Source organism: Nocardia africana NBRC 100379, assembly GCF_001612635.1.
In the GTDB taxonomy this organism is placed as follows: Bacteria; Actinomycetota; Actinomycetes; order Mycobacteriales; family Mycobacteriaceae; genus Nocardia; species Nocardia africana.
This window is the reverse complement of the sequence record NZ_BDAV01000011.1, coordinates 396522-419348: the sequence shown is the minus strand read 5'-3', so window position 1 is coordinate 419348 and position 22827 is coordinate 396522. Positions and strand designations below refer to the sequence as shown.

Below are 22827 nucleotides of genomic sequence, written 5' to 3'. Positions count from 1 at the left end.
CCGACCACGCCATCACCGGCATGGCAATCCCACGTGCCGGAAACGAGTGCAGTTTCCTCGCCGACGCCCTGGGTGGCTCGGCGTAGCTGGGGGCAGGCCGAGCCGAGAGTAACAGGAGGCGACCACGCTGGCGCGTCGACTGTGGAGACACTGTCCGCCTTCGACATCTACGCCGCCGACCGGGTGTTCCGCCGGACCGCCGGGCGGATCTTTACCGAGCGGGCCCGCCGTCGCGGTACTCCGAGGAGCGGCGGCCCCCTCCGGAGCTCGAAGGCTGTCGGCAGCTAGCTGGACGTATAGTGGTCGATCGGAACGTAACCGAACGTGCGAGATACGATAGACGCCGGTCGAGGGCACGGAATGCGAAGGTGAAAGTGGAGGAGAATCCGTTCCGCGACAGTGAAGTCTCGACCCGCACGCTGGTGGAGAGCCTGGTCCGGGAGGACGCCACCATTGATGCGGGTGAACTCTACGATGTCGCCAACGCCCTCGACATGAGTGATCAGCAGGTCCGGCTCTGCATCAAACGACTCGTCGCCGAGGGCAAGTTCGTCCAGGAGGGGCGCGGCCGCAAGGCCGTATTGCGCGCGACAGATCTGATGCGCGACAGTCTCGAACCCGATCTCGATTTCGTCCGCTACATGTACGCCCAGGATCGTGGGGAGGTCTCCTGGGACCAGCGTTGGCACCTGGCCGCGTTCGGCGTTCCCGAATCCGCGCGGCCCGCCCGCGATTCCATGCGCGACACCATCCTCCGGCTCGGTGGCGCGCCGATTCACGGCGGTCTGTACGTCGCCGCGAACCCTTGGGAGGAGCGAATCCGCTCCACCGCAACGCAACTCGGCGTTGTCGACCACATCACTACTTTCACCAGCACCGACCTGACCGTCGGCCGCCGTGTGGACCCGCGCGAAATCGCCCAGCACTTGTGGCCGCTGGACCGCATCGCCGACGGGCATAGGCGGCTGCACATGGCCGCCGAAGACTATTCGCGGGAACTGCGGACTTCGACGCCTGTTCGGCATCTGGCGATCGCGGTGGCCCTGGCCGCGGAATTCACGCGCGCCATGGAACCGGACCCATTACTGCCGCCCCAGCTTCTTCCCCAACCGTGGGTCGGCACCGCTGCGCGCGCGGCGGTCGCGGCTTGCTGGGCGGAACTTCTCGAATCCACACCCGCGCAACCCATTCGATTGTTCCGCTGGTATTCGGATGCCATCAGTGCGGGCGCCGGCTTCACTCACGCGTCGTAGCATCGGTCCTCACTGCGAGGGTTGGCGCACTTCATCGCGCCATATTCGACACAGCGACACTGTGGTCAGGGCCATCGTCGACAGCGTGAGGACGAACCAGAACCATCGCCACGCCGGTGGCAGTGGCACCAGAACGCAGGACGCGGCCGTATACGTGACCGCGGCCATCCGGAGCCGCCGCTCATCCAGGATGAACTGGTGCAATCGCTGTTCCGCAGACAGCGCGGGCGTGTAGTAACGCCACCGCGACCCCACGCCGGCCGCGACGACCCGATACCACAGGCACAGGTTCGCGCCGAGCGTTGTCATCAGAACCGACAAGCCGAGCAGTTGCGCCCACATCGGCGTCTCCCCCACCGACGGATAGGACTGCGGCAACGTCACCACTCCCAGCAGCAGCCCTGCCGCGGACTCCAGGAAGACGAGACGCCGAACGGGTCGCAATTGACGTAGTCCGCGAAGATGCGAGCGCACAGTGGCGTTCTTCGGTATCGGCACCTCCTGGTTCCGCATGTCGTAACCAGTACGGGGAACGCGGATACGGTTGCGCACCACAGGAAATCGATGACACCTCCATCGCGGCGGATTCGCTGAGCACGACGTCGACCACCGTTGTTCGAGATCGCCCACCCGAGGAAGTTCATGCCCGCGCTGCCGGACATCGCCATCCCCGCGGCGGTGACCGTTGTCGTCGATGTCCAGCCGACTCGAGGCCGATCCCTTGCGCAGTTCGCCGACCTCCCCTGACTCCGACTTCGCATGCACCTTCCATCTCCTATCAATTGCACAACTATCGTATCTGATACGTTAGTTTCATATGTTAGAGGAGTTGTTGTCCACAGAGCGCTCACTGCGACTCGCCGCGTCCGTGCGCCCGAAGACAGCACTCCGCGATCCCGGGAGTCAGGAGTATCCGATGAAGGTTCTCGCGTTGGGCGGGGCCGGCGCCATGGGCGCCGTGGCCGTGCGAACAGCCGTGAACGTCCCCGACGTGACGGAAATCGTTGTAGCAGACAAGGATCTGGGCGCGGCCGAAGAGTTGACTCGGTGCCTGGCCGACGCACCCGTGCCCGTCCGAGCGATCCACGTGGACGTCACCGACGTCGCGCAGTTGCGGGCAGCGCTGGCGTCGGCGGACGTCGTGCTCAACACCGTTGGACCCTATTACCGCTTCGGACCGGCGATACTGCAAGCAGCGATCGATACGCAGACGCACTACCTCGATGTCTGCGACGATTGGGAGCCAACGATAGAGATGCTCGAGCTCGACAGGGAAGCTCGCAGCCGCGGCGTTTGCGCGATCATAGGTATGGGTGCCAGCCCGGGCATCAGCAACTTGCTGGCAGCTGTCGCAGCCGCAGAGCTGGATTCGGTACGTGACGCTTACACCGCGTGGCCGGTCGATGTCGACGGCGCGGATGATACGACCCGAGACGATGGGCAACCGCTGGGGTCCGGCAGCCTTCCCTCGGCCGCTGCGGTGCATTGGATGCAGCAGAGCAGCGGCACGATCAAAAGTGTGATCGCCGGTCGGCTCAGCGAGCAACGTCCCCTTCGGCCGGTGTCACTGCAGCTTCCCGGGGGACGACGAGGAACCGCCTACTCCATCGGGCACCCGGAACCGATCACGCTGCAGCACACTCTGAAACCCACCGGCGACGCGACCAGCCTGATGGTGATGAGTACATGGGCAATGGCCTACCTCGACACCCTCCGCCGCGATATCGACAGTGGCAAACTCACCAATGAAGCGGCAGCGGGCGCATTCGCCGATCCGAGCTTGCCGCGAATCATCCGATCGGCGCCGATCGCGCTTCGCGCCAAGGGGCCCGGGACGCTCCCGGCGTTTTTCGCGGCGGTCTCAGGCATCAAGCAGGGCCACCCGCACATGGTGCTGGCACACCTGAATCCCCATGTCCCCGCCCAAGATCCGGCACGGACCTTGCTCGGCGACATGGCACGTATGACCGGGGTCCCGCTGGCGATCGGCATGTCGCAGGTCGTCGACGGTTCGGCCCGCCTGCCGGGCGTGCACCCGCCGGAAGCCGTCATCGACCCCGAGCGGTTCTTCGAACGTCTAGATGATGTGTTGGGGCGCGAGGCAAGCGCACCCCTCTATCTCCTCGAGCAGGAACCGATCCACTGAGCCGGGAGGGCGCCGGTTCGATGTGCCGGACCGGCTCCGTCGCGCCCCCTACCGTTCAGCATTCGGGGCCAATGCCGTGTCGGCTCGGATGTGGCGCGCAGGAAAGCGATTGTGCGAGCGCAGCCCATCACGGCGTTGCCTGATCAGCTCGTCCGCGGGCGGATCGAGCGGACCCAGCGGCACTGCACGGTTCACATTCGCACGGCAGTCGAGCCCACTGCACGCGCGCAAACCACGGCCGGACAATCGTTGGCGCTGATCCCTGGCGGCGCGGCGAGCGGTGAACACCGACACCTCGTTGAACACCGGTATCCGCCGCCCCGAGCTGTCGAACCGTCAGTCCACAGGTGATGGCGACTTGCACTATCAGGGCCTGCTGCGACAGGTTGGACGCCGGCGGCAGCGCCTGCGGTGAGATCGGAAGGAGATCTCAGTGTGTGCTGAACAACTCATCGACGAACGGTTCGACGTCGGCTTGGGATTGCACGAGGGTGCCGCTGTGGTCGGTGGGATAGATTTTCAGGGTCACCGGTTGCTGATTGGCCTTCATCGCCGCGGCCAGTGCGAGCGCGCCGGGAGCGGGGACGTCGACGTCGGTGAGTCCTTGTCCGATGAACAGTGGCCGATCGTATCCGGAGTCGGCCAGGCCCATGTAATCGGTGAGAACCCGGTCGATATCGGGGATTTCGGCGAGAGGACGGGCGTAGACCTTGCTGAGATCGATCTGCGCGAAAGGGCCGGTTCCGTCACGTTCGCACCATTGCTCGGCGACGGCGAGGCTGTCGCGGCCGTAGTCGGTGAGATAGGAGTCGAGCCCGAGCTCTGGATGGCTGGCTCGCAGGCCGGCTGTCAGCCACAGGAGATAGCCGGTGGTATTGGCGGGAAGCTTGGTGGGCGGGACACCGGGACCCAGTGTGGGAAGTACTTTTTCGAGGTACACGGGCACTCCGGTGCCCACGCCGCCGCGGTAGTCCAGGTCGGGGCCGCCGTATTCGGTGGCGTGGCGGGCGGTGGCGACCGCGGCGGCTCCGCCTTGGGACTGGCCGATGACGACCCACTTCGGCGACAGGGCCGGGTTGGCCTTTCGGCTGGCTTCGACCATGTCGACGACGCTGTGGGCTTCGACAGTCGTGTTGAGGTAGGGGTGCATGCCGGGTGTGCCGAGCCCGACGTAGTCGCTGGCGGTGATTGCGTAGCCGCGTTCGAGCCAGTGCCCGAGGTAACCACTGTCGCGCTGGGGCAGCGCGGGTCCGATCCGGGAGGGGGCGCATTGGTCGGCGACGCCGGAGGTGCCGTGGGCCCAGGCGATGACCGGCCAGCCACCCGGCGGCGGGGTTCCAGCGGGTGTGAAGTAGGCACCGGATGACAGGGCGGGTTTGCCGTCCGCGCCGGTGGACCAGTAGGTGATCCGCTGTGCGTCAGCGGTTCCGGGCAGCCACAGTTCGTGCGGCAGCGGCGCGGTCTCGACGACGGTACCGGCGGCCTGGCTCGCCGGCTGGGCCGCAGCGGGAACCGATCCGGCGGCGACGAGCGCGCCGGCCGAGGCCGCGGCTACCGCGAGCGCGGCCATTCTTCTGCGAAAGGGTGTGCGGCTCAACATATCTCCAAACTTCGGGCGGATTTCGGGTCGTCGTTCAGGTCAGGAAATCGGGCGATGCGCTGCGGCAGGGTGCCCGAGTGCGGCGGGCACGTCGAGGTGTCCGGCCTCGGAACGAACTGTGTCTACCGTTCGGTATAGGTATTGTGACATATACTTCTACCGATCGGTAGAGTCAATTCCACGGCGGGTACCGTGCCGAGCGTGAGTAGGATCCGGATGTGACCAGCGGGCGAGTCGACGGGCGCAGCCTGCGCTTTCAGCATCGACGCGGCGAGCTCATCGACGCGATCATGGACTATGTCCTCGAGCACGGGATCGCCGACCTGTCGTTCCGGCCGCTGGCCGACGCTGTGGGTGTATCCCATGTGACTTTGCGGCACCATTTCGGCACCAAGGAAGAACTCGTGGCCGAAATCTTCGAAACCATCCGCGCTCGCGAGCCGGTCACCAGCGACGTCGACGGCGATGCGGAAGCTCTGCTGCGCAGCCTGTGGAATCGCTGGACCCAACCGGAAGGCGCCCGGCACTTCCGGCTGCTGTTCGAAGCCTACGGCCAAGCACTGATGCACCCCGACCGTTACGGCCGCTTCCTCGACAGCGTTGTCAGCGACTGGATCTCGTTGATCACGACCCTCGCCGTGCGAGCGGGATGCCCCACCGATCACGCCGAGACCTTCGCGACCGCATTGCTGGCCCAGCTTCGGGGACTGCAACTGGATCTACTCGCCACCGGCGAGCACGCCCGCGTCGAAGCCGCACTCGACCTCGTGATCGCCGGCGCCCGAGCGCAGTTCGACAGCTGGGACCACTGATCACCGAGTCGATTCCGCGCCTACCCCTCGGCCGGCGAACGCTTCGACTCGCTGTGCGGTACAAGCTTTCATGCGCCGCGGCGATGCCCAGGCTGTTCTCGTGCAGCGGGCGCGGCAAACTTCATCGGCACGTTCAATTCGACGCAGGACTGTGCTGCGGTGTGTGAACAATTGTTCCGTCGTGCGTGCCGCGTTGCCATGCTCGGGGATCTAATCCGCCACGTCTGCCCCCGTATCGGTGGGCTGTTCGGGATCTGCGCAGGCACTGAAACCGCCGCAGTCGACATGCGCGACCTTCGGTCTGCAGCCCTCGAGCTCACCGAGCAGGCGAGATGACATCCGGTCCAGGCCGACGCCGCGACCAGACATCAGCGAGACGGAGATTCATTCATCGTCGCCTCAGACTGCTCCACAGCAGTCGCGGTATCGGCCTTGATCCACCGGACAGGGGCGTGCCCATGCGGTGGGTGGCGGCCCAATGCGCGACCGGTGCAGACCTGCCCGAAGGGGCAGCGACGCCCCCCTGAGCCATACCGTTCGAGACCGAGATCAGCACGAAGTCGGCGGTGTTGCCGGTCGGTGTTGCGCGAGCTGCGCCTACTCCCTCTTGATAAGGCCGATCACCGCTGAACGCAGAGTTGGCTGCGGCTCATCGGCATACAGTTCGGCCAAAGCGATTTCGGCGACCATCGCGACGACCAGGTGCGCCACCGCCGCAGGATCGTCCCACCCGATAGCCCGTAGATCCGGCTCGATGACTGCAGCCACTGCTCGATTGCGCGCATGGACCTCATCGAGCAAGTCGGTGTCGGTACGCGACTGAGCGAGAAAGGCTTTCGTACCGCGCGTCCGCAAACATGCATCCAGATACGAAGTGACGCCGGCGGCAAGACGGGAAAAACCCGGGGCGAGATCGCCGATTTCGGCGAGGATCGCTTCGGCCAGAACATCGTGGTAGCGGCGGTGCAGGGCGATCATGTAACTACGTCGGTCCGAAAAATGGTGATAGAAGCTGCCTTTGGACATTCCCGCCGCCGCAACCACAGCGTTGACCGATAGCCCCCGCAATCCCGCACGCTCGGCCACCACAGAGCCGGCGTCCAACAGCGCCCTACGACCGGGCTCCGAGGGTCGGGCCATGACCGCTCTCCTCTCTCAGGCTGCCGCCAGCGTATCCCGATGCTACATTATGACCGGCCGGTCGGTCATTCCTTCCGCGGCGGGGGCGGAAGGACTGCTGACCGGCTATACAAACGAAGGAGTGCGTCGATGCGACGAGTGATATCCGTTGCCACGCTGGCTGCTACGATGCTCGTGACAACAGCCGGTCCAGCCGTGGCCGACGATCATGTACCCGATCCCGCCGCCTCCTACAGCTATCTGGGCGGCGTGCAGGCCGAGTTGACCGGACCCGGGCAGTCGCCTCCTGGGGCCAACGATCGATCGTGCCGGCCGACCGCAGCACATCCGAATCCCGTTGTGCTGATCCACGGATTGTCGAACGACACCATCAGCTGGAATACACTGTCGCCAGTGCTGGCCGACGCCGGCTACTGCGTGTACACCACCACCTACGGATCCGAGGGGCTGGGTCCGATCGGCGCCACCGCTCCCATACAGGACAGCGCCACACAGATCGGCAACTTCATAGATCGGGTCGAGGCCGCCACGGGGGTGAAACAGGTTGACTTGGTGAGTCATTCGATAGGCGGGGCGGTGGCCTACTACTACCTGAGCCGACTCGGCGGGGCGTCGAAGATCGGCCGTTACGTCGCACTGGCCGCCCCCCTGCACGGATCGACGGTCAGCGGTCTCGCCGGTGTGCAGCCGCTGGTGGAATCCACCGGGAGCGGCGCGGCGGCCACCCGTCACTGCGGACCGTGTCAGCTGTCACCCGGGGCACCGTTCCTGCAAGACCTCGAACCGAAACCCGATGCCACACCGGCGATCCCGTTCACCATGATCGTCACCCGCTACGACCAGATCGCCACCCCCTACACCACAGGCCTCCTCGACGGCCCCAACGTGCACAACGTTGTACTACAAGATCTTTGCCCAACCGACTTCACCGAACACAACGAGCTGACATCGGATCCAGTAGCGATACACGAAGTACTCGACGCACTCGACCCCGCCCACGCCACCCCACCGACATGCACGATCGTCCTTCCTCTCCTAGGGCCCCCTTCCCGATAGCAAAAACTGAACGCCCGAACTATCCGCGACACCCTGTCAGCGATCGCCGAGACCGTATCCTTCGGTACCGAAGGGCGCTGCTGCACGATCGGGTGACAGTGTGACCTGCCCCCCAATTGGGTTCCAGTCGTAGTGGCTAACTGGCAGCGGGTGTGGGTGTCTTCTCGCGTTTCCGATCGGGTAGGTGTGCTGCTCGCACCAGTGACCTGAGTCGAGGAACAGGCCCAACCGTGATGAGGTCGTCGGCACCCGTGGCGAGGTCGGTCTGGGTTGCGGTAAGCGGCAGGCCATATCGCGAGCCATTCGCCGGATCGTCGGGCTTCCAGCTGTAGGACACGAGAACGACGTCGTCGACGCAGGAGACCGCGACGTCGCTGCGGTGGATCCACGGTGTGCGACCGTCCGGGGCGTCGTGCGACCCTCGGCGTACCAGCCGGGCCGGGTCTGGCCTGTGCTTGTCGGCGCCGCTGGAGGCGGCAACACGGCCGCCTCCAGCTAGCAGGAGCGCAAGGACTCCGCAATGGCAAGCACCCAATGACGGTGATCTGCTGGCACGCTCGGACGTTTGCCCAGTGTGTCATTCACCCGACGGCATGACGCTGGGCCGAACGCGGCGGGGTGGAGCGGGAGCAGCGGCGCCGGGTGACCGACCGGGCTCGATGCGGGCGCGGCGGTCGAGGCTGCCCGAGCTCGGGCGACGCACCTGCTGCGCGGCGGCCAGGTCGGCTCTCATCTTCATGTTGTGTGCCTCAGCGACCGCCGTGCACACCGCCGCGATCACCGAATCCCGAAGGGGTGCAACTCTTTCCCGCCATTCCAACGCTTCGCAGCTCTCGCGTTCGAAGTCGACATCGAGCTGGGTGACATATCGCTGCAAAGCCTGCGCTTCGGACACAGACAAGATCGGTGTGGCACGCAGCAGCCGCGCCACACTACGAAACTGGGATTCGATCGACACCACGAGCTATCTCCCACCACGCGAAGGAACGGGAAACACACCAACGAGCAAGGATCCCCGCCAGCGTAGGCCGCAAGCGCCACCCAACCCGATCCGGCAGGCCGATGGTGCGTCGATCAGCACCCTCGGTCCTGATTCCGGAACGTTCTGGTCGGCTCAGGTTGGCGGACATTTCTTCCTGCGGCGGAACGGATCGTCGCTCGGGCGGGGCGCGCGGGGTGGTCTGTACGCTCGTGGGCATGGGACTGGCCCTGCTGGTGCTGATCGCTTTCGCCGGCCCGCTGGCACTGCTGGGGTGGGCGGCTGGTCGGGCGAAGCACCGCGGCCTCGGCGGAGCGTTCGTGCTGCCGTTTCAGGAGATGTTCGATCCCGGCGCGGCGCGGGCGCAGATCGTCATCGAGGAGTCCGCGGAGCTGCCCGATCCTGCGGGTTCGGGCGATCCTGACGACGGTGATGCGCCGAACACCGTGGTGTACAAGGGTATTCGGCTCCGCATCGACCCGGCCAAGACACGGCGGCCGGGCGGTGACGGGACCACGGGGTCATGCGAGAGGTCGGTCCTATTCAGCTGAGCGCAGCAGTTCTTGCGCGCGGGTGCGGACTGTCGGAGGCGGCGGAGACGAAGAAGCTGGCCGAGCAGCTGCTGGCCCAAGTCAAGGAACAGGGCATCGATCTGGTCGGGCCGGGTGGGCTGCTCACCGAGCTGACCAAGACCGTGCTGGAAACCGCGTTGGAAGCGGAGATGACCGAGCACGTCGGATCGGAGAAACACGATCCCGCCTGCCGCGGAACGGGCAACTCCCGCAACGGAACCCGCTCCAAAACCGTGGTCTGCGCGCCCATCTCAGCGGCCTTCACCATCGACGGCATCCGGTCGGCGGTCGAACTTCACCACGGCCCTCCACGTCCACGGCAAGGTCACGATCGACCTCTCGGCTCAGAGTTGCACACGCGCCCGGAGTCTGCGATTGCGACAGATCGGGCCCGGTCTCCATGGCATCGCGAGCTCAGGATCAGCGACCGAGTTCGACCGCGCGGCGCAGGTCGGCCACGTAGGCCTCGGGCTGTTCCCAGGCCGCGAAGTGGCCACCGGCGCGGTGTTCCACGTATTCACGGATATCGAGGAATGCCTCGGCATAGCTTCGCGGCTCCGGTTTGGTATCGCGCGGGAAGACCGACAGCACGGTGGGTGTGTCGATCCGGCCGGGGAGAGTGACCGGTTCGGCGTAGGTGGCGAACGAGGTGCCGATCGTGCGGGTGACCCAGTAGGCGGTGACCCAGGTGAGCAGCTCATCCGGTGTGAATGCCGACTCGTCGGACCACGACTCCAATTTCTCGACGATCCACGCGGCGAGGCCCGCGGGTGAGTCGCCCAGCGCGACGGCGAGCGTGTTCGGTCGCGTGGACTGCTCGGCGATGTAGCCGCCCTCGGTGCGGAACCACTGCGCGGCCCGGCCGAGGTAGGCCGCCGCGTCGGGTGCGAGCGTCGCCGGGTCGGTCGTGAGCGCATGCTGAGGTGCGATGTTCGTCAGGTGCAGAGCAGTCACCCTGTCGGGGTGCCGGGCCGCGAGCAGCTCAGCGATGGTGCCGCCCACGTCGCCGCCGGAGACCGTGTATCGCAGATAGCCGAGCTCGCCGAGGGCGGCGGAGACGATCACGGCGATCCGGTTCACCGACATACCGGGTGTGGCGAGCGGCGGCGCGAACGGGAAACCCGGCAGCGCCGGCACCACCACGTGCACGTCGGTGAGCAGAGGCAGAACCCGTTCGAACCGCAGCACGGAGTCCGGCCAGCCGTGGAGCAGCACCACGACCGGCACGTCGGGGTCTGCTGCTCGCCGGTGGATCACCCGGAGATCGACGCCGTCGGCTTGCACTGTCTCCCAGGGGAATTCGTCGATGCGGCGCTCGTGCACGCTCCAGTCGTACCCGACGGCCCAGTAGTCGAGCAGCTCGTCGAGGCGGGTGGCGGTGATACCCCTCGTCCGGTCGTCGCTCCACGGCGTCGTCACGCGCCGCGTCCGCCGGAGCCGTGCACGGAGATCGTCATTCATGTGTATCAGCGTACACATATTTGTGTATGATGAAACACATGAGTTCTCGAGATGCGGCTGCCACCAGGCGGCGGATCCTGGAACACGCCCAACGCAAGTTCGCCCGCCACGGATACACGGCAGTCACAGTCAAAGATGTGGCCGACGCTGCCGGAGTATCACCGAACCTCATCACCCGCTATTTCGGCGGCAAGGACGGCCTTTTCCTGGCGGCGACGCGGGTCGAACTTCCGGTGTCGAACTCCTTCGACGGCGCCCTTTCCGGGTTGGGTTCTCGGCTCGCGGCGAGCATCGTCCAACGCTGGTTCGGCACACAGGGAGAAGATCCGCTGCTCGTCTTGCACCGCGCGGCCGGCGAACGCCCGGAGGCGGCGGAGGCGCTGGCCACCTTCCTCGACACGAATTCGCTGCAGCCGTTACACCAATACCTGCGCGACAGCGGCTTGTGCGACGCGGAGGCCCGCAGCCGAGCCGCCGCGATCGATGCCTTCGTGCTCGGTGTCTCGACCCGCCGCCGCGTCCTGCGCTCCGAACTCGGCGAGCCCGCGGAGCTCGAAGCCTGGCTCGGCACCACCATCCAGCGCCTCGCCGACGACTGAACAATGGCTTCGGGGCCGCCCGCGCCGATGCCGACCGACCCCCACGGCCGCGTCCTGCTGCGCGGCCACCGCAACGACGACATCCCCGCGGTCATCGACCAATGCCACGACGGTCAAGACCTCATCCACTGGAAAGCCGCCGTCGGGAACTGGGCATCAGCAAAAAGCGGCTGGCGCAACGGCTTCCGACTCGAAGGACACGGACGCGGCCTGTGCCTGCGACCCGACGGCGGCGTCAACGTCGGCTGGATCGCCACACTCCACCGCGACGACCCACGCACTCCAGGCCAGCCCTGGCCCAGACTGGCTTTTGATCGTGGATGTCGCAGAAATGTAACCACACCGGCTCCGCCTGAACCGTGATTCCGCACGGGTGGCGACGAGCCATGGAATCACAGACGACGATGTGGCCGGCTTGCGGGGAACTGGGTGGCGCTCCGGACGAAAGTTGCGGGCACACGGCACACCCGCGTCGGCGAGGTCAGGCCCGCTTCGCCCGCAATGAGGCGCGATACGTCGGCAGCAACCACGCGTAGAGCGCCGCTTCCACAAGGAAGAACGCGTATCCGGCGATCCGCAACTCGGGCCAGCGAATGATCAGGACAGCGGCGGTTCCGCCCACTGCCGCGCCTAGAATCGGCCAGAAACGTCGTTCTACCAGGAGGATCTGGGCGCAAGCCAGGAAAAGCAATGCGGCGAAGGCGAAGCATTTCAGGCCGGCTTGCTTGTGATCCGGATCGAAGACGTTCACACCGCCCACCACGAGCAGACCGACACCGGACGCTCCCGCGACTTCGGCGGCATGCCCCAGAAAGCCGCCCACCCGCCCGGTCCGCAAGCGCAGTGCCCGGCGCCCGTCTTTCGCGGTGCTCTGCCGCTCGATCTGTTCCAACCGTCCGCGGAGATAGGCCTCCCGAAGCAGTACCGCCGTCTCGAGTACCCGGGCCGAGGCATTCGCGGAGTCGTGTACACGCGAGGAAGGGCCGTCCTCGTCGGTGTACGCGGCACCCTCGGGATACGGGACGAACTGATCGAGGGTGGCCGGCAGGGCTTCGTCAACGGGACGAGCCGCACCGGTCATGATCACCAGCACAATGCCGTCACTCCAGTGCACACGGATGTCGTCGGCACCGATTCTTCCCTGTACGACGCCACCGGGCGCCGGCCCGCTCTCCGCGAACGCGTCTTCTTCGTCACGTAGCACCGTCGCCGCCTGCGCCAGGACGCCAGGAGGTGCTTCCTGCCCCGCGACCAGACACACCTTCACCACCGGTTCCCCCGGGTCCTCAGCGCGAAACCACAGCCGCATGATGTGTGGCGGATGCGGCAGATCGCCGGTGACGGTCCGCCACAGTCGGCTCAACTTCGCCGTGGCATCCTGCTCGATATCCTCGAGTGTCGGCACTGGTTTCCCCTCCCGTCTGTATCCGACTCTACCGGGACGGACGAATCCGCACCTCGGACTCCAGTTCGCCACAACGGGTTTCAGAGCCCGCCAGCTGGGACGTGAGCACAGCGGGCCGGAACGCGGTTGCAGACAAAAAAGAAGCCACAGGCGCGCAATATCACCGATGAACTGCTCTGCTCGGAGCCGACGAAAGACCGCCGACACCGTGATATTCCTCGACCTCCCCGCCGCAACCTGCCTGACGGGGATCCTGCAACGCCGCCTGCGCTACCGCGGAGGCCAGCACACCAACGGCGTGTACGACCGCATTAACTGGAGCTTCCTCCGCTCTATCGTGGGCTACCGCAAATTCATGCGTCCCCGGGTACAGCAACTCGTCGCCGAGCCCAGCGACCATGACGGTGCCGCCGCCGGAAAAACGACCAGCGAATCGCCGACGGCCTGACCACCGACGACCTCGCCGAACACCTCTACACCGCGGATCAACCCGACCCGGACCTGGTCATCCGTACCAGCGGCGAACAGCGCCTGTCCGGCTTCCCGCTGTGGCAAACCGCTTACGCCGAACTGTATTTCTGTGAGGCGTACTGGCCGGCCTTCCGCGAGGTCGACTTCCTGCGCGCACTCCGCAACTACGCCGACCGCGAACCGCAGGTACGGGGCCTGAGACCCCCTTCGCTTCCCAATCAGGGGAATGGCCAGAGTTTCCGTCTGAGAGTCTTTCCATGCGGAACGAGGCATGCGCGGAGTCGCGCGTGCCCGAATCGGCTGTAGCGGGCCGATCGCGCCGGTGTCGCAGTGCCGCCGGGACTGGATGTAACAACAAGGAGATCAGTGTGGGCATCAAACGCAAGGTGGTTGTTTCCGCGGCGGCCGCTACTCTCATGCTGGCGGCAACGGTGAGTGCCGCCGAGGCGAACGCGACTCCCGCGCCGGGTCTGAGTACCGGCAGCGCGAATCTGGACTGCTTCATTCAAATCCTCTTACACGGTGAAGTGCCCGGAGTCTGCTGACCGAACCGGCTCCAGAACTCAGGTGACTCGTCCAACCACCTGATGGCACACCGTTCCGACTGCGACGCAAGTCATTTGGAAGCGTCAACGGAGAGGGGCCGTCCGCTCGATACGGTGCCGTTCTGGTGTCCATCGCTCCCGCCCAGGCCGAGACACCGATCGGAGCCCAGACGAGCGAGACGCAGGTGAACGCAAACAGCGGAATTGCCAGTGGCTCCGCGGATCTGAACAACCTCGCCTGCGGAACGATCTGGCGGCCTGTCTGCTTTCCCAACAGCCTTCCGAACTGACCTGGCTCGAGGCTCCAGGAAACAATTGCCACGGAAAGGATTCACTTTTGCCAGGCACCGACAGGATTAGCTCAGCTGCCGGAGTTGGAGAGTCATCCGATGCCCAGACCACAAGTCCGGGAACGTTGAAGGTTCGGCAACTCTCGAAGGGGCGTTGGGGCGGGCCCGGGAGCCGTCTCGCGTCAATAGCATGTGGAGCCGTGATGTTGCTCGCAGCCTGCGGCACGGCGGTGAACAACTCGCCGAGCCCGAGTGGGCCTGTCTCGGCGAGCAGTGCCGCCACCACCGCTCATACCGGTGGGGCATCAGTGACACCGCCACCGGCTTCGGCCGGCGATGTCGCCACAATGCCCGCAAACACCGCACCCCCTACCACCGCAGTGGGAGACCCCAACGCCGCACCCCCTACCACCGCGGTGGGAGACCCCAACACCGCACCCCCGACCACCGCAGTGGGAAGCCCTTCCACCACAACGGCCCCCACCACCGAGGCCGTGTGGGACGCGTGTTCGCTGTCGGAATCCGCGCTCAGCGCCGCGGGTGTGAACACATCCTCCAAGACCCGTGTGGCCGACGCCGGGAACCCGGCCGCGCGCGTCTGCAAGTGGCAATCCGCCGATCAGTCCTACGAACTGGTCGTCACCGCCTCCGATAGCACCCTGGACGATCAGCTCGCCTCCGGTAAGTACAACGACGTGCACAGGACTCAGTACTACGGCCGAGACGTGGTCGTGTTTCGCGCGGTGCAAGACACCAACAAGCTGGGTTGCTACACCGGAACGCCGGCCGCTTTCGGCAGCATCGTGCTTACTGTGCGCAATGCACGCGTCCAGACCGGCGAAGGCGAACCCTGCGCCGAAGCGAACCGTCTGGGAGCAGCCCTTTCCAGGTCACTTCCTTAACCGCGCATCACCCGACAATCGAACGAAGGATCCCATGATTACTCGAAAGACGATGCTGGCAGTCACGGCGGGCATCCTCATCACCACCCCGATCACAGCCACCGCCGCGGCAACACAGCCCGAGGTCGCCGCCCCGTCGGTTGCCGGCGCACAGGACATCGCAATCAGCACCGGGTCGGGTGCCGCAGACGTGTTGATCAACGGCCTGATAGCCGCGATCTTCGGCCCCAACGATCCGTCCACGTGCAAATTCCCCTACTGCTTCTGAGTTTCCCGTCGCACACGACATTCCACTGTCGCCGCTCCGGTGGCGGATCACCATACCCACGGGTGAGATCCACCGGCTTTGCCACCCTCGGGAGTGGTTGCGCCGCAGTGGATCTCGTCGATGAGCTTGCGTAGTGACTACCCGGACTCATCGCACTCCTCGACACCGCAGGCTCCGACCGACCGCGGAAATTGCCTGGGCCTTATCGCTTCTCGGAAACTCGGCGCCGACGACGACAGGGGGCGAAGGTTCATCGGAGTCGGGGCTCGGCGCCGGTCGCGATGTCATACCTGCGGGTGAGTCCGGCCGGGGTTGGCGCGCTCCTCGCGAGGCGCAGACCCGGGAGGAGCCCGGTGGCAGCCAGCGGGAAGGCGCCCACGCAAATAGAGGCGGCGTGTCCAGGGGTGCACTACTGGCGCTGGAGGAGATGGCCGATAAGGCCCGCAACCATGTTCGGGTTTCGGGTCCTGCACGGGTCAGTTGGGCGGGGCATGGATGGCGAGCCGCCGAAGCCATCGCTGTGCCAGCGCGCCCCTGGAGTGAAGACCTCGCGCACCGCCTCGGTGTCGAGGGTTTTGCCTGCGTATCCATGATTGATCGCGCGGGCATAGCGTGCGGCCAACTCCTGAATCGCGGCGAGGTCTTCGAGGCGGGTGCGGCGTCGGTCGAGCGTGCTCATCACAGGCTCGCCGCGGAGGGCCGGCGGGTCGTGTGGTCGGCCTGTGCCAGGGCCTGGGTCAGTGCCGTGGCGGGGTCGTCGGGAACCGCGACCGCGCGCCAGGCGATGTAGCCGTCGGGGCGAACCAGCGAGGCCCCGGTGCCGGAGAGTCCGTAGGCGGTGTCGAAGACGTCCGATTCCACTGTCTTGACATCGATGCCGATCTCTACGAATCCGACCGTGACACCGAGCTGCTGCGAGGCGGTGGCGGCGGCCGCGCGCCAACGGGCGTCCTCGGACACCGCGACCCATCCACGGCCGAACAGGTCCAGTGTCGAGCTGGTGCCGGGATCGGTAAGGGCCAGGTGCGGCGCGCGGGTTCCGGGTTGACCGGCCCACTCGTCGGGTCGCCGTGCCGGCGGCAGGTCGCCGCCCGCGCCGAGGACGGCGGCCGAGCGGTAGAGCTGGCCGAGTTCGATCGCAGCGTCGTCGAGCACCGGTACGTCGGTCGTGGGGGTCGTCAGGTAGGCCTTGTAGTCGGCGCGGGCGAAGAGTTGATCGTGGCGCAGGTCCGCGATCGGGCGGCGTTCGGCGTCGTAGGTGTCCAGCAGCGCCGGGCGGGATTCACCCGAGAGCACCGCGGCGAGTTTCCAGGCCAGGTTGTGTACGTCGTCGATACCGGTGTTGGCGCCGAAACCGCCACGGTTGGGCGGCAATTGGTGGGCGGCGTCGCCGGCGAGGAACACCCGGCCGTCGGAGAAGCGGTCGGCGATCAGCCCGGCCAGGTCCCAGCGGCCGGTGGTCACCAACTCTACGGGGATGTCGGTGCGGCCGATCGCCTGCTGCACCACCCGGATCTGCTCATCGGTGTCGCGGTCGATGTCGTCGCTGAGCATCAGCACCCATCGGCCGTCGGAATAGGTGGTCAGGAATGCCTTCAGGTCGGGCCGCTCGATCTCGAACTGGACCACGCCGTGCTCGAGGTACTCATCCAGTGGTGCGCGGAACAGGATGCTGCGCTGCACCGACAGCGGACCCGCGCCGTGGCGGCCGATACCCAACGTCTCCCGCACGGCGCTCGTGGCGCCGTCCGCGGCCACCATATAGCGGGCGCGCACACGATATTCATGGCCATCGTCGCGGCGGCGCAATGTCGCGGTCACGCCGTCGTCGTCCTGTGCGAAGTCGAGCAGTTCGGTGCCCAGTCGTAGGTCCGCACCCAACTCGGCGGCACGGTCACGCAGGAGGGGTTCGAGCCGGTCCTGGGTGATCGCGATCGCGTGTACCGGCGAGGCCTCCGCGCCGTAGGCGTCCTTCCCACCTGGCGTCCATGGGTACTCCTCGAACCATCGGCCGGTCAGGCTCTCCACCCGCGCCCGGCGCGGTGGCTTCATGCCCTGCAGTGAGGGTGGAACCTCAACCCCGACCTGCCGGAAGTGTTCCACCGTGCGGGTGGTGAAGCCGATCGCCCTCGGATGCGGCGAGCTGCCGCGGTGCTTGTCGACGACCACGACGGGCACGCCGCGCCAAGCCAGGAATACCGCTGCGGACAGACCGACCAGGCTGCCGCCGATGATGAGAACAGGGATCGGATCGGGGGTGGTGGTTTCGTTGATGGTGTTCATGATCGTTCTCCTTCGCTGGTGTCGATTTCGGATGGTGAAGCCGGAGTCGGCGCCGGTAGCGCGGTGGCCAGGATCCCGTTGAGCAGGACCGACAGGGCCCAGCGCATGCGGGTGGTGCCGGTCCCGGACAGCAGCAGCTGTCCCAGGTCGCGGATCTGCGGGTAGCGCCCCACGTCGGCATTCTCGATTGCGGCGACCAGTGCGTCCCATTCGTCGCCGTCACGGGGGTTCTCTCGGCGTGTGGCCTGTTCAGCACCCGTGGCAGTGGTGACCTGCATCAGCAGATCCACCGCCCAGGCCGCCCTGTCCGCTTCGACGCCGCCCTCACGCAGCAGCGCCACCAGCGCCTCCACCAGGTCGAGATAGCAGGGCCCCGACGGGCGGGTCAGCAGGGCCGACCGTGCCAACGGCGGATACTGCATCAGGACACCGACATAGGAGGAAAGGACTGCTTCGAGGCGCTCACGCCAATCCCCGGGTGCGCCGACCGGACCGAGATCGACGCTGGCCAGCAATTCGTCGAGCACCGCCGCATGCAGATCGGCCACGTTGCGGAAATACACATACAGCGACGCCGGCCCGGTATCGAGCTCAGTCGCCAGCCGACGCAGAGTCAGTTTCTCCAAACCGTCCGACCTCATCACCGCCACCGCAGCGGCGACAACACGATCACGCGTCAACGCAGGCTTGCTCGGGCGCTCCCGGCGACTGCGGACAACTCGATGCTCACTCACGAATCCGATTGTAACGAACATGTTCGTTACGAACACGCTCTTTACGAACATGTTCGTTATGTGATGAAACACTCGACGCGCCAGCAGCGCGTCTTCCCTTGTGGTGGTGGGGCCGTCGAACAGTCCGGCGGAGGCGCCCCCGGATACGAACGGATGCAGCCCGGCGGCGAGTTCGTCGGCGGGGGTGTCGAGCCGGGTCAGCTGATCGCGCAGGATGCTGAGGGGGGTGCGGGTCGAGTCCAGGTCTTGCCGAGATCCCGGTAAGGACATAACCGCTGGTCAAGCCGTTGTCATTGTTCCCGCGCGATTACTACCGGAACCCCGAATTCCTTTGCGCCGCCCGCTTTTCGCGCGTTCCGTGACTATGCCGAGAGCGGGCCGTGGGTGCCTGGCCGGTGCGGCCAGGCCGCGGCCCGATCGTCCTCACCGCGTGGCGGGCTTCGGGCCCGGTTGCGGGCCGGTGTTCAACTGTTCGGGCAACACGGTGAAGTGGCGGACGAAACCGGACAGGACGGGCAGGTCCTTCGGTGTGGTCCACTCGCCGAGCAGGTCGCCGGTGACGGTGTCGCTGTAGAGATAGTGACCGTGCGTGGGTTCGTCGAGGTCGTAGGCATCGAGGTAGATCCGCCATCGGCCGTCGGGGAGAGGGATCACGCACTGTCCCTCGCGCGGTTGTCCCGGGCCCGGTCCGCCCCAGCGCGCCCAGTTGCCGGTTCGCGCGAACGTGTACGGGCCGACCAGCCGGTCGGCCACCGCGACCTCGACGTTCTTGGTCGATTCGTTCTTGACGAACGCGTAGTAGCGTCCCTGCGACACCTTGACCGTGGTGTCGATGTAGCCGAGGCCGCCCGGTGCCGGAATGATGCCTGCCAGCGGTGTGGGCGTGGTCCAATGCAGCCGGCTCAGCGATGAGGTGGTCGCTGTCATGACGTAGGGCCGGAAGACCGTGCCGTCGTTGATGTTCACCAGGACGCTGACCGTGCCGTCACGGTCGACGAACCATTCCGGCGCCCAGGTATGAGTGACACCGCCGAACGGAATCGTATACTCGTACAAGAACTCCCAGTCGATCCGGTCGTGGCTGCGAGCGAACCCGATGGTGTTGCCGTCCCATGCGGTCGTGTACGTCACGTAGTACTCGCCGTCGATGTGACGAAAGACGCTGGGGTCGCGGCACAAGCCCTTCTTGGTCGTGGCCGCCGCTGCCGGGGTGTCGGCGGGGTCGGCGTCCGGCGGCCGGTAGGCGTCGGCCTGGACGAGCCGGAAATTCGTTGCGTCGGTGGATTCGTAGACCCACATATCGATCTGGCTGGCGTTGGTGAACGCCGTCATCGTGTATCGGATCGGCGGGGCGGCGGCCACTGCGCGTCGGGATGCCACAACGCTCAACGGTACGCTCGCTGCCAGGGCGAGCGTCGCTCTGCGGGACAGCCCGATCGACGTCATATGCGGATTATCCCGCCCGTGAACGCTGAATGATTGCTGACACACCGCGCGTGGTGAGTAGGTCGATATGCTGCTGTCGTGGTGGCAGCACAGGCGCCGACGCCGGCCGTCCCGGCGCCGCCGGACTCTGCTGCGTGCGCCGTGGAGATGAAGTGGCATGCGCGCCATCCGGTCTGCGAGCCGGGGCGATGCCGTCAACGAAGTCGCGCCACCCGGCGCGGTAGCGCGCGCCTGCGCCGCGCCATTGCACGACGATGTTGATCGCGACACCGGTCAGACCGCGGTGACGGCCGGCTAACCCTCGGACCGGCGGCTGTTGTCCGAAGTTGGCGATCTCAGCCATGTGATGAACGACCTTCATGACTTGGTAAGCCCGGATTCCCAGTCCGAGCCTGGCGAGTTCGGGATCGCAGCGGCTCGGCGACACTTGATACAGGCTCCGAACTATCTCTCACGCCGAAGAACCCACCCGGATTTCGTCGTCCGCGGGCAGATTGGATTATCAGAGGCCATTCTCAGTTCGGCTCGTTCGGTGGCCGACCGATCAGCCGTGACAGACTCCGCCTGAAAGCGGCCCATCACCCCGCCTCTTTGGCCAAACTTCCCACGTACCTCATCGCGCCGGCGTCGCCGCCGGCGGCAGCGTTCGTCGGCGAAACCTGGGGAACATCGGTCCGATTTCGGGGAACCGGGACAGATTCGGGTTCAAACGGCGATAATTCGTGGGAAAGTGCCGCACAGCAGCAACATCCATGCACTGCTCCCGAACACCGGCCAGGGCCGGTCGAGGCCGGATCGGCGCACCGTGGCTCTTCGGCGATGAAATCGCGCTGTGGTCAGAAGGATTCAGCTGATGAACATACGTACGACCGTGAACGGCAAGGCCGACGCCATCGGTCGCGCCGCGTTCCCAGCCAGGCTCCGAAAGCTACTACTCCGCGCGTGTTTTCCACTCGTGGCGGTTGTCCTGTTGTTCACCTCCGTCGCCTCCGCGCAGTCTCCGGCGGCCGGCGGAGACTGGCCCATGTGGCAGTTCGACCCGACCGGTTCCCGATACAATCCGAACGAAACCACTCTCACGCCCACCAATGTCGGTTCGTTGAAACTCGAGTGGGCGTTCGCCTTCCCAGGCGCCGTCGCCGCATCCAGTCAGCCCGCAGTAGTGGGCAATGTCCTCTACGTCGGCGGGCGCGACGGAAAGCTGTACGCTCTCGATGCCAAGACCGGTCGGTCCAAATGGTCGTTCGACGCCCACACGACTCTTGGGAACCTTCCCACGTACGGGTTGCGCGACGGGATTGCGGTCGTGGGCGGCATCGTCTACTTCGGTGACAACTCGGCCAACCTGTGGGCACTCGACGCAGCGACAGGCGCCAAGCGTTGGAGCGCCAAACTCGACCAGCACCCATGGGCGATCATTACCAGCTCACCGTTGGTGTACAACGGCACGGTCTACGTGGGCACCTCGAGTCAGGAGGAGGGCCAAGCGGTCAACCCCGCCTACCAGTGCTGCTCGTTTCGAGGCAGCATGGTGGCGGTCGATGCCGCGAGCGGCGCTATCAAGTGGCAGCACTACACGATTCCGCCGTCGGAGCCGACCGGCGGCACGCCGGCATTGGCGCCCAGCGGTGGGGCGATTTGGTCCTCACCCACCATCGACCCGACGACCAACACGTTGTACTACACCTCCGGAAATCCCTACACCGGCACGCCCGACGGAGCGGAAGCGATCGCCGCGCTGGACCTCGGGAGCGGGGCGGTCCGTTGGAATCATCAGATGACCCCGAACGACACGTGGAACGTCCGCTGCCTGGTGCCACCGGCCGGCGGGAACTGCCCGAATCCCGGTCACGACTACGACTTCGGCACTCAGCCGAACATTTTCACCATCAACGGACGCAGAGTCGTCGGCGCGGGTCAGAAGAGCGGCATCTACCATCTGCTCGACGCCACGAACGGCGCCATCATCTGGCAATCCCAGCTGTCGTCTCCGTCCACCCCCCTGCCGGTGCAGGGCGCCGAGTCGCTGCAAGGTATCCAATGGGGCGCAGCCTACGACGGCAAACGCCTGTACGTGGCCACCTACCAGGCCGGTCCGGGCACTCTGTTCGCCCTGAACCCGGCCGACGGCTCACGCGTCTGGAGCACCCCGAACCCGCCCACCCTGTGCCCGCCCGGCATAAAATTGGTCGACCAGCAGTGTCGGGCCATGCCGAATGCGGTATCCGCGACGCCCGGGCTCGTCTACGAGGGTAGTGTCGACGGTCACCTACGCGTCTTCTCGGCCGATACCGGCGCGATCCTCGAGGACCTGAACACGTTGGGCGCCTATACGACTGTGAACCTGGTGCCAGGCACCGGCGGCTCGCTCAACGGCAACGGCGCGGTCATCTCGAACGGCATGCTCTACACAAACTCCGGCTACCTGCACCCGATCACCCAAGGCGCACCGGGCAACGTCCTCCTGGCCTACGGCCTGCCCTGATCGCGCGTGCCTACCGGTTTTGACAGTCGACAACAACTTTCACGTCTCAGCCGTGCCGTTCGCGGGTCCGGATCGCGCGCTCGATGGCATCGAGCACCAGCGCGTCGTCATCGACTTGGCCGTGCGCCAGCCGATGATCCGCCACGCATACGCGTCGACGACGAAGGCGACATCCACCCGATCACTCCCGGACACAGGTAAAGTCCGCTACCCACAATCGGTTCGGCGCCGACGGCCCGGATTTCCGTTGCACCAGATCCGCCGGCTGTGACGCGGCCGAGTCCGCGAGCGTGGGCGACGCGAACCGCCTTCGCTGTGACCTGTGGTCACCGCAGCGCTCATCAAGGGCGCAGAAGGGCAGAAAGCCAACTGAGCACCCG

At 66.0% G+C, this 22827-nt stretch carries 23 protein-coding genes and 2 pseudogenes; 13 read left to right on the top strand and 12 right to left on the bottom strand.

The features are described 5' to 3' along the window. The first annotated feature begins 374 nt into the window (after positions 1–374). Complete coding sequence (locus NA3_RS21010; protein WP_062965290.1) at positions 375–1253, top strand: DNA-binding transcriptional regulator; 879 nt, start codon at positions 375–377, stop codon at positions 1251–1253. Positions 1254–1262: 9 nt separating this feature from the next. On the opposite strand, the gene NA3_RS21005 is transcribed toward NA3_RS21010, so the two are convergent. Continuing rightward, positions 1263–1766 carry a hypothetical protein gene (locus NA3_RS21005; RefSeq protein WP_063917650.1) on the bottom strand — a complete coding sequence of 168 codons (504 nt, stop codon included), beginning with the start codon at positions 1764–1766 and terminating at the stop codon, positions 1263–1265. A 403-nt stretch (positions 1767–2169) separates the two neighbouring features. Here NA3_RS21005 and NA3_RS21000 point away from each other — a divergent pair, with 403 nt between their 5' ends. Then, positions 2170–3399: a saccharopine dehydrogenase family protein gene (locus tag NA3_RS21000; RefSeq protein ID WP_062965414.1), complete on the top strand. Its 1230-nt coding sequence runs from the start codon at positions 2170–2172 to the stop codon at positions 3397–3399. A 48-nt stretch (positions 3400–3447) separates the two neighbouring features. Here NA3_RS21000 and NA3_RS20995 read toward each other — a convergent pair whose 3' ends face one another. Both NA3_RS20995 and NA3_RS20990 read right to left on the bottom strand, forming a co-directional pair. Beyond that, positions 3448–3693: a hypothetical protein gene (locus NA3_RS20995; RefSeq protein ID WP_373995284.1), complete on the bottom strand. Its 246-nt coding sequence runs from the start codon at positions 3691–3693 to the stop codon at positions 3448–3450. A gap of 136 nt (positions 3694–3829) precedes the next feature. After that, positions 3830–4969 (bottom strand): lipase family protein, encoded by a 1140-nt coding sequence (locus tag NA3_RS20990; protein ID WP_227995217.1) that lies wholly within the window; start codon positions 4967–4969, stop codon positions 3830–3832. Positions 4970–5217: 248 nt separating this feature from the next. Between NA3_RS20990 and NA3_RS20985 the strand changes: the two genes are divergently transcribed. Further along, complete coding sequence (locus NA3_RS20985) at positions 5218–5811, top strand: TetR/AcrR family transcriptional regulator (RefSeq protein WP_062965286.1); 594 nt, start codon at positions 5218–5220, stop codon at positions 5809–5811. Here NA3_RS20985 and NA3_RS39305 read toward each other — a convergent pair whose 3' ends face one another. Both NA3_RS39305 and NA3_RS20980 read right to left on the bottom strand, forming a co-directional pair. Beyond that, positions 5812–6021 (bottom strand): helix-turn-helix domain-containing protein, encoded by a 210-nt coding sequence (locus NA3_RS39305; protein ID WP_372464268.1) that lies wholly within the window; start codon positions 6019–6021, stop codon positions 5812–5814. It lies immediately after the preceding gene. Between the two features lie 387 nt (positions 6022–6408). After that, positions 6409–6951, bottom strand: coding sequence for a TetR/AcrR family transcriptional regulator (locus NA3_RS20980; protein ID WP_062965285.1), 543 nt, complete (start codon positions 6949–6951; stop codon positions 6409–6411). Between the two features lie 168 nt (positions 6952–7119). Between NA3_RS20980 and NA3_RS20975 the strand changes: the two genes are divergently transcribed. Next, positions 7120–8007, top strand: a complete 888-nt coding sequence (locus NA3_RS20975; protein ID WP_233427317.1) for an esterase/lipase family protein — start codon at positions 7120–7122, stop codon at positions 8005–8007. Between the two features lie 577 nt (positions 8008–8584). On the opposite strand, the gene NA3_RS20970 is transcribed toward NA3_RS20975, so the two are convergent. Beyond that, positions 8585–8968 carry a hypothetical protein gene (locus NA3_RS20970; protein WP_128145234.1) on the bottom strand — a complete coding sequence of 128 codons (384 nt, stop codon included), beginning with the start codon at positions 8966–8968 and terminating at the stop codon, positions 8585–8587. 236 nt (positions 8969–9204) lie between these two features. On the opposite strand from NA3_RS20970, the gene NA3_RS20965 reads away from it, so the two are divergent. Then, positions 9205–9537: a hypothetical protein gene (locus NA3_RS20965; RefSeq protein WP_062965413.1), complete on the top strand. Its 333-nt coding sequence runs from the start codon at positions 9205–9207 to the stop codon at positions 9535–9537. A gap of 29 nt (positions 9538–9566) precedes the next feature. After that, positions 9567–9797 (top strand): annotated as a pseudogene (locus NA3_RS36155) (transposase); the annotation flags it as partial. A 181-nt stretch (positions 9798–9978) separates the two neighbouring features. Here NA3_RS36155 and NA3_RS20955 read toward each other — a convergent pair. After that, the gene (locus tag NA3_RS20955) at positions 9979–11019 is read right to left on the bottom strand and encodes an epoxide hydrolase family protein (protein ID WP_062965281.1); all 1041 of its coding nucleotides are present in this window, start codon (positions 11017–11019) and stop codon (positions 9979–9981) included. A gap of 38 nt (positions 11020–11057) precedes the next feature. Between NA3_RS20955 and NA3_RS20950 the strand changes: the two genes are divergently transcribed. After that, the gene (locus tag NA3_RS20950) at positions 11058–11618 is read left to right on the top strand and encodes a TetR/AcrR family transcriptional regulator (protein ID WP_062965412.1); all 561 of its coding nucleotides are present in this window, start codon (positions 11058–11060) and stop codon (positions 11616–11618) included. A 481-nt stretch (positions 11619–12099) separates the two neighbouring features. On the opposite strand, the gene NA3_RS20945 is transcribed toward NA3_RS20950, so the two are convergent. After that, positions 12100–13023, bottom strand: coding sequence for a hypothetical protein (locus NA3_RS20945; RefSeq protein WP_062965280.1), 924 nt, complete (start codon positions 13021–13023; stop codon positions 12100–12102). Positions 13024–13231: 208 nt separating this feature from the next. On the opposite strand from NA3_RS20945, the gene NA3_RS20940 reads away from it, so the two are divergent. The 5 genes and pseudogenes from NA3_RS20940 to NA3_RS20930 all read left to right on the top strand — a co-directional run bounded on the left by NA3_RS20940 (position 13232) and on the right by NA3_RS20930 (position 15499). Next, positions 13232–13471, top strand: a complete 240-nt coding sequence (locus NA3_RS20940) for a P-loop NTPase family protein (protein WP_218021870.1) — start codon at positions 13232–13234, stop codon at positions 13469–13471. Then, a pseudogene (locus NA3_RS39155) lies at positions 13450–13693 on the top strand (undecaprenyl diphosphate synthase family protein); the annotation flags it as partial. The gene NA3_RS20940 and the pseudogene NA3_RS39155, both read left to right, overlap by 22 nt. A 169-nt stretch (positions 13694–13862) precedes the next feature. Beyond that, positions 13863–14039, top strand: coding sequence for a hypothetical protein (locus NA3_RS37025; protein WP_157126580.1), 177 nt, complete (start codon positions 13863–13865; stop codon positions 14037–14039). Between the two features lie 832 nt (positions 14040–14871). After that, the gene (locus NA3_RS20935; RefSeq protein WP_128145233.1) at positions 14872–15231 is read left to right on the top strand and encodes a DUF3558 family protein; all 360 of its coding nucleotides are present in this window, start codon (positions 14872–14874) and stop codon (positions 15229–15231) included. Positions 15232–15265: 34 nt separating this feature from the next. Beyond that, positions 15266–15499, top strand: a complete 234-nt coding sequence (locus NA3_RS20930) for a hypothetical protein (RefSeq protein WP_128145232.1) — start codon at positions 15266–15268, stop codon at positions 15497–15499. Between the two features lie 409 nt (positions 15500–15908). On the opposite strand, the gene NA3_RS20925 is transcribed toward NA3_RS20930, so the two are convergent. The 4 genes from NA3_RS20925 to NA3_RS20910 form a co-directional block, all read right to left on the bottom strand. Next, the gene (locus NA3_RS20925; protein WP_128145231.1) at positions 15909–16178 is read right to left on the bottom strand and encodes a nuclear transport factor 2 family protein; all 270 of its coding nucleotides are present in this window, start codon (positions 16176–16178) and stop codon (positions 15909–15911) included. Then, a complete protein-coding gene (locus NA3_RS20920; RefSeq protein ID WP_062965276.1) occupies positions 16178–17782 on the bottom strand; it encodes an FAD-dependent monooxygenase in 1605 nt (534 codons plus the stop codon). Before NA3_RS20920 ends, NA3_RS20925 begins: the two co-directional genes overlap by 1 nt. After that, positions 17779–18786, bottom strand: a complete 1008-nt coding sequence (locus tag NA3_RS20915; RefSeq protein ID WP_218021869.1) for a TetR/AcrR family transcriptional regulator — start codon at positions 18784–18786, stop codon at positions 17779–17781. The genes NA3_RS20920 and NA3_RS20915 overlap by 4 nt, the downstream gene beginning before the upstream one ends. 153 nt (positions 18787–18939) lie before the next feature. Next, positions 18940–19896, bottom strand: coding sequence for a glycoside hydrolase family protein (locus NA3_RS20910; protein WP_227995219.1), 957 nt, complete (start codon positions 19894–19896; stop codon positions 18940–18942). 919 nt (positions 19897–20815) lie between these two features. On the opposite strand from NA3_RS20910, the gene NA3_RS20905 reads away from it, so the two are divergent. Then, entirely contained in the window at positions 20816–22447 is a 1632-nt protein-coding gene (locus tag NA3_RS20905; protein ID WP_084491722.1) for an outer membrane protein assembly factor BamB family protein, read from the top strand. Positions 22448–22827 lie beyond the last annotated feature (380 nt).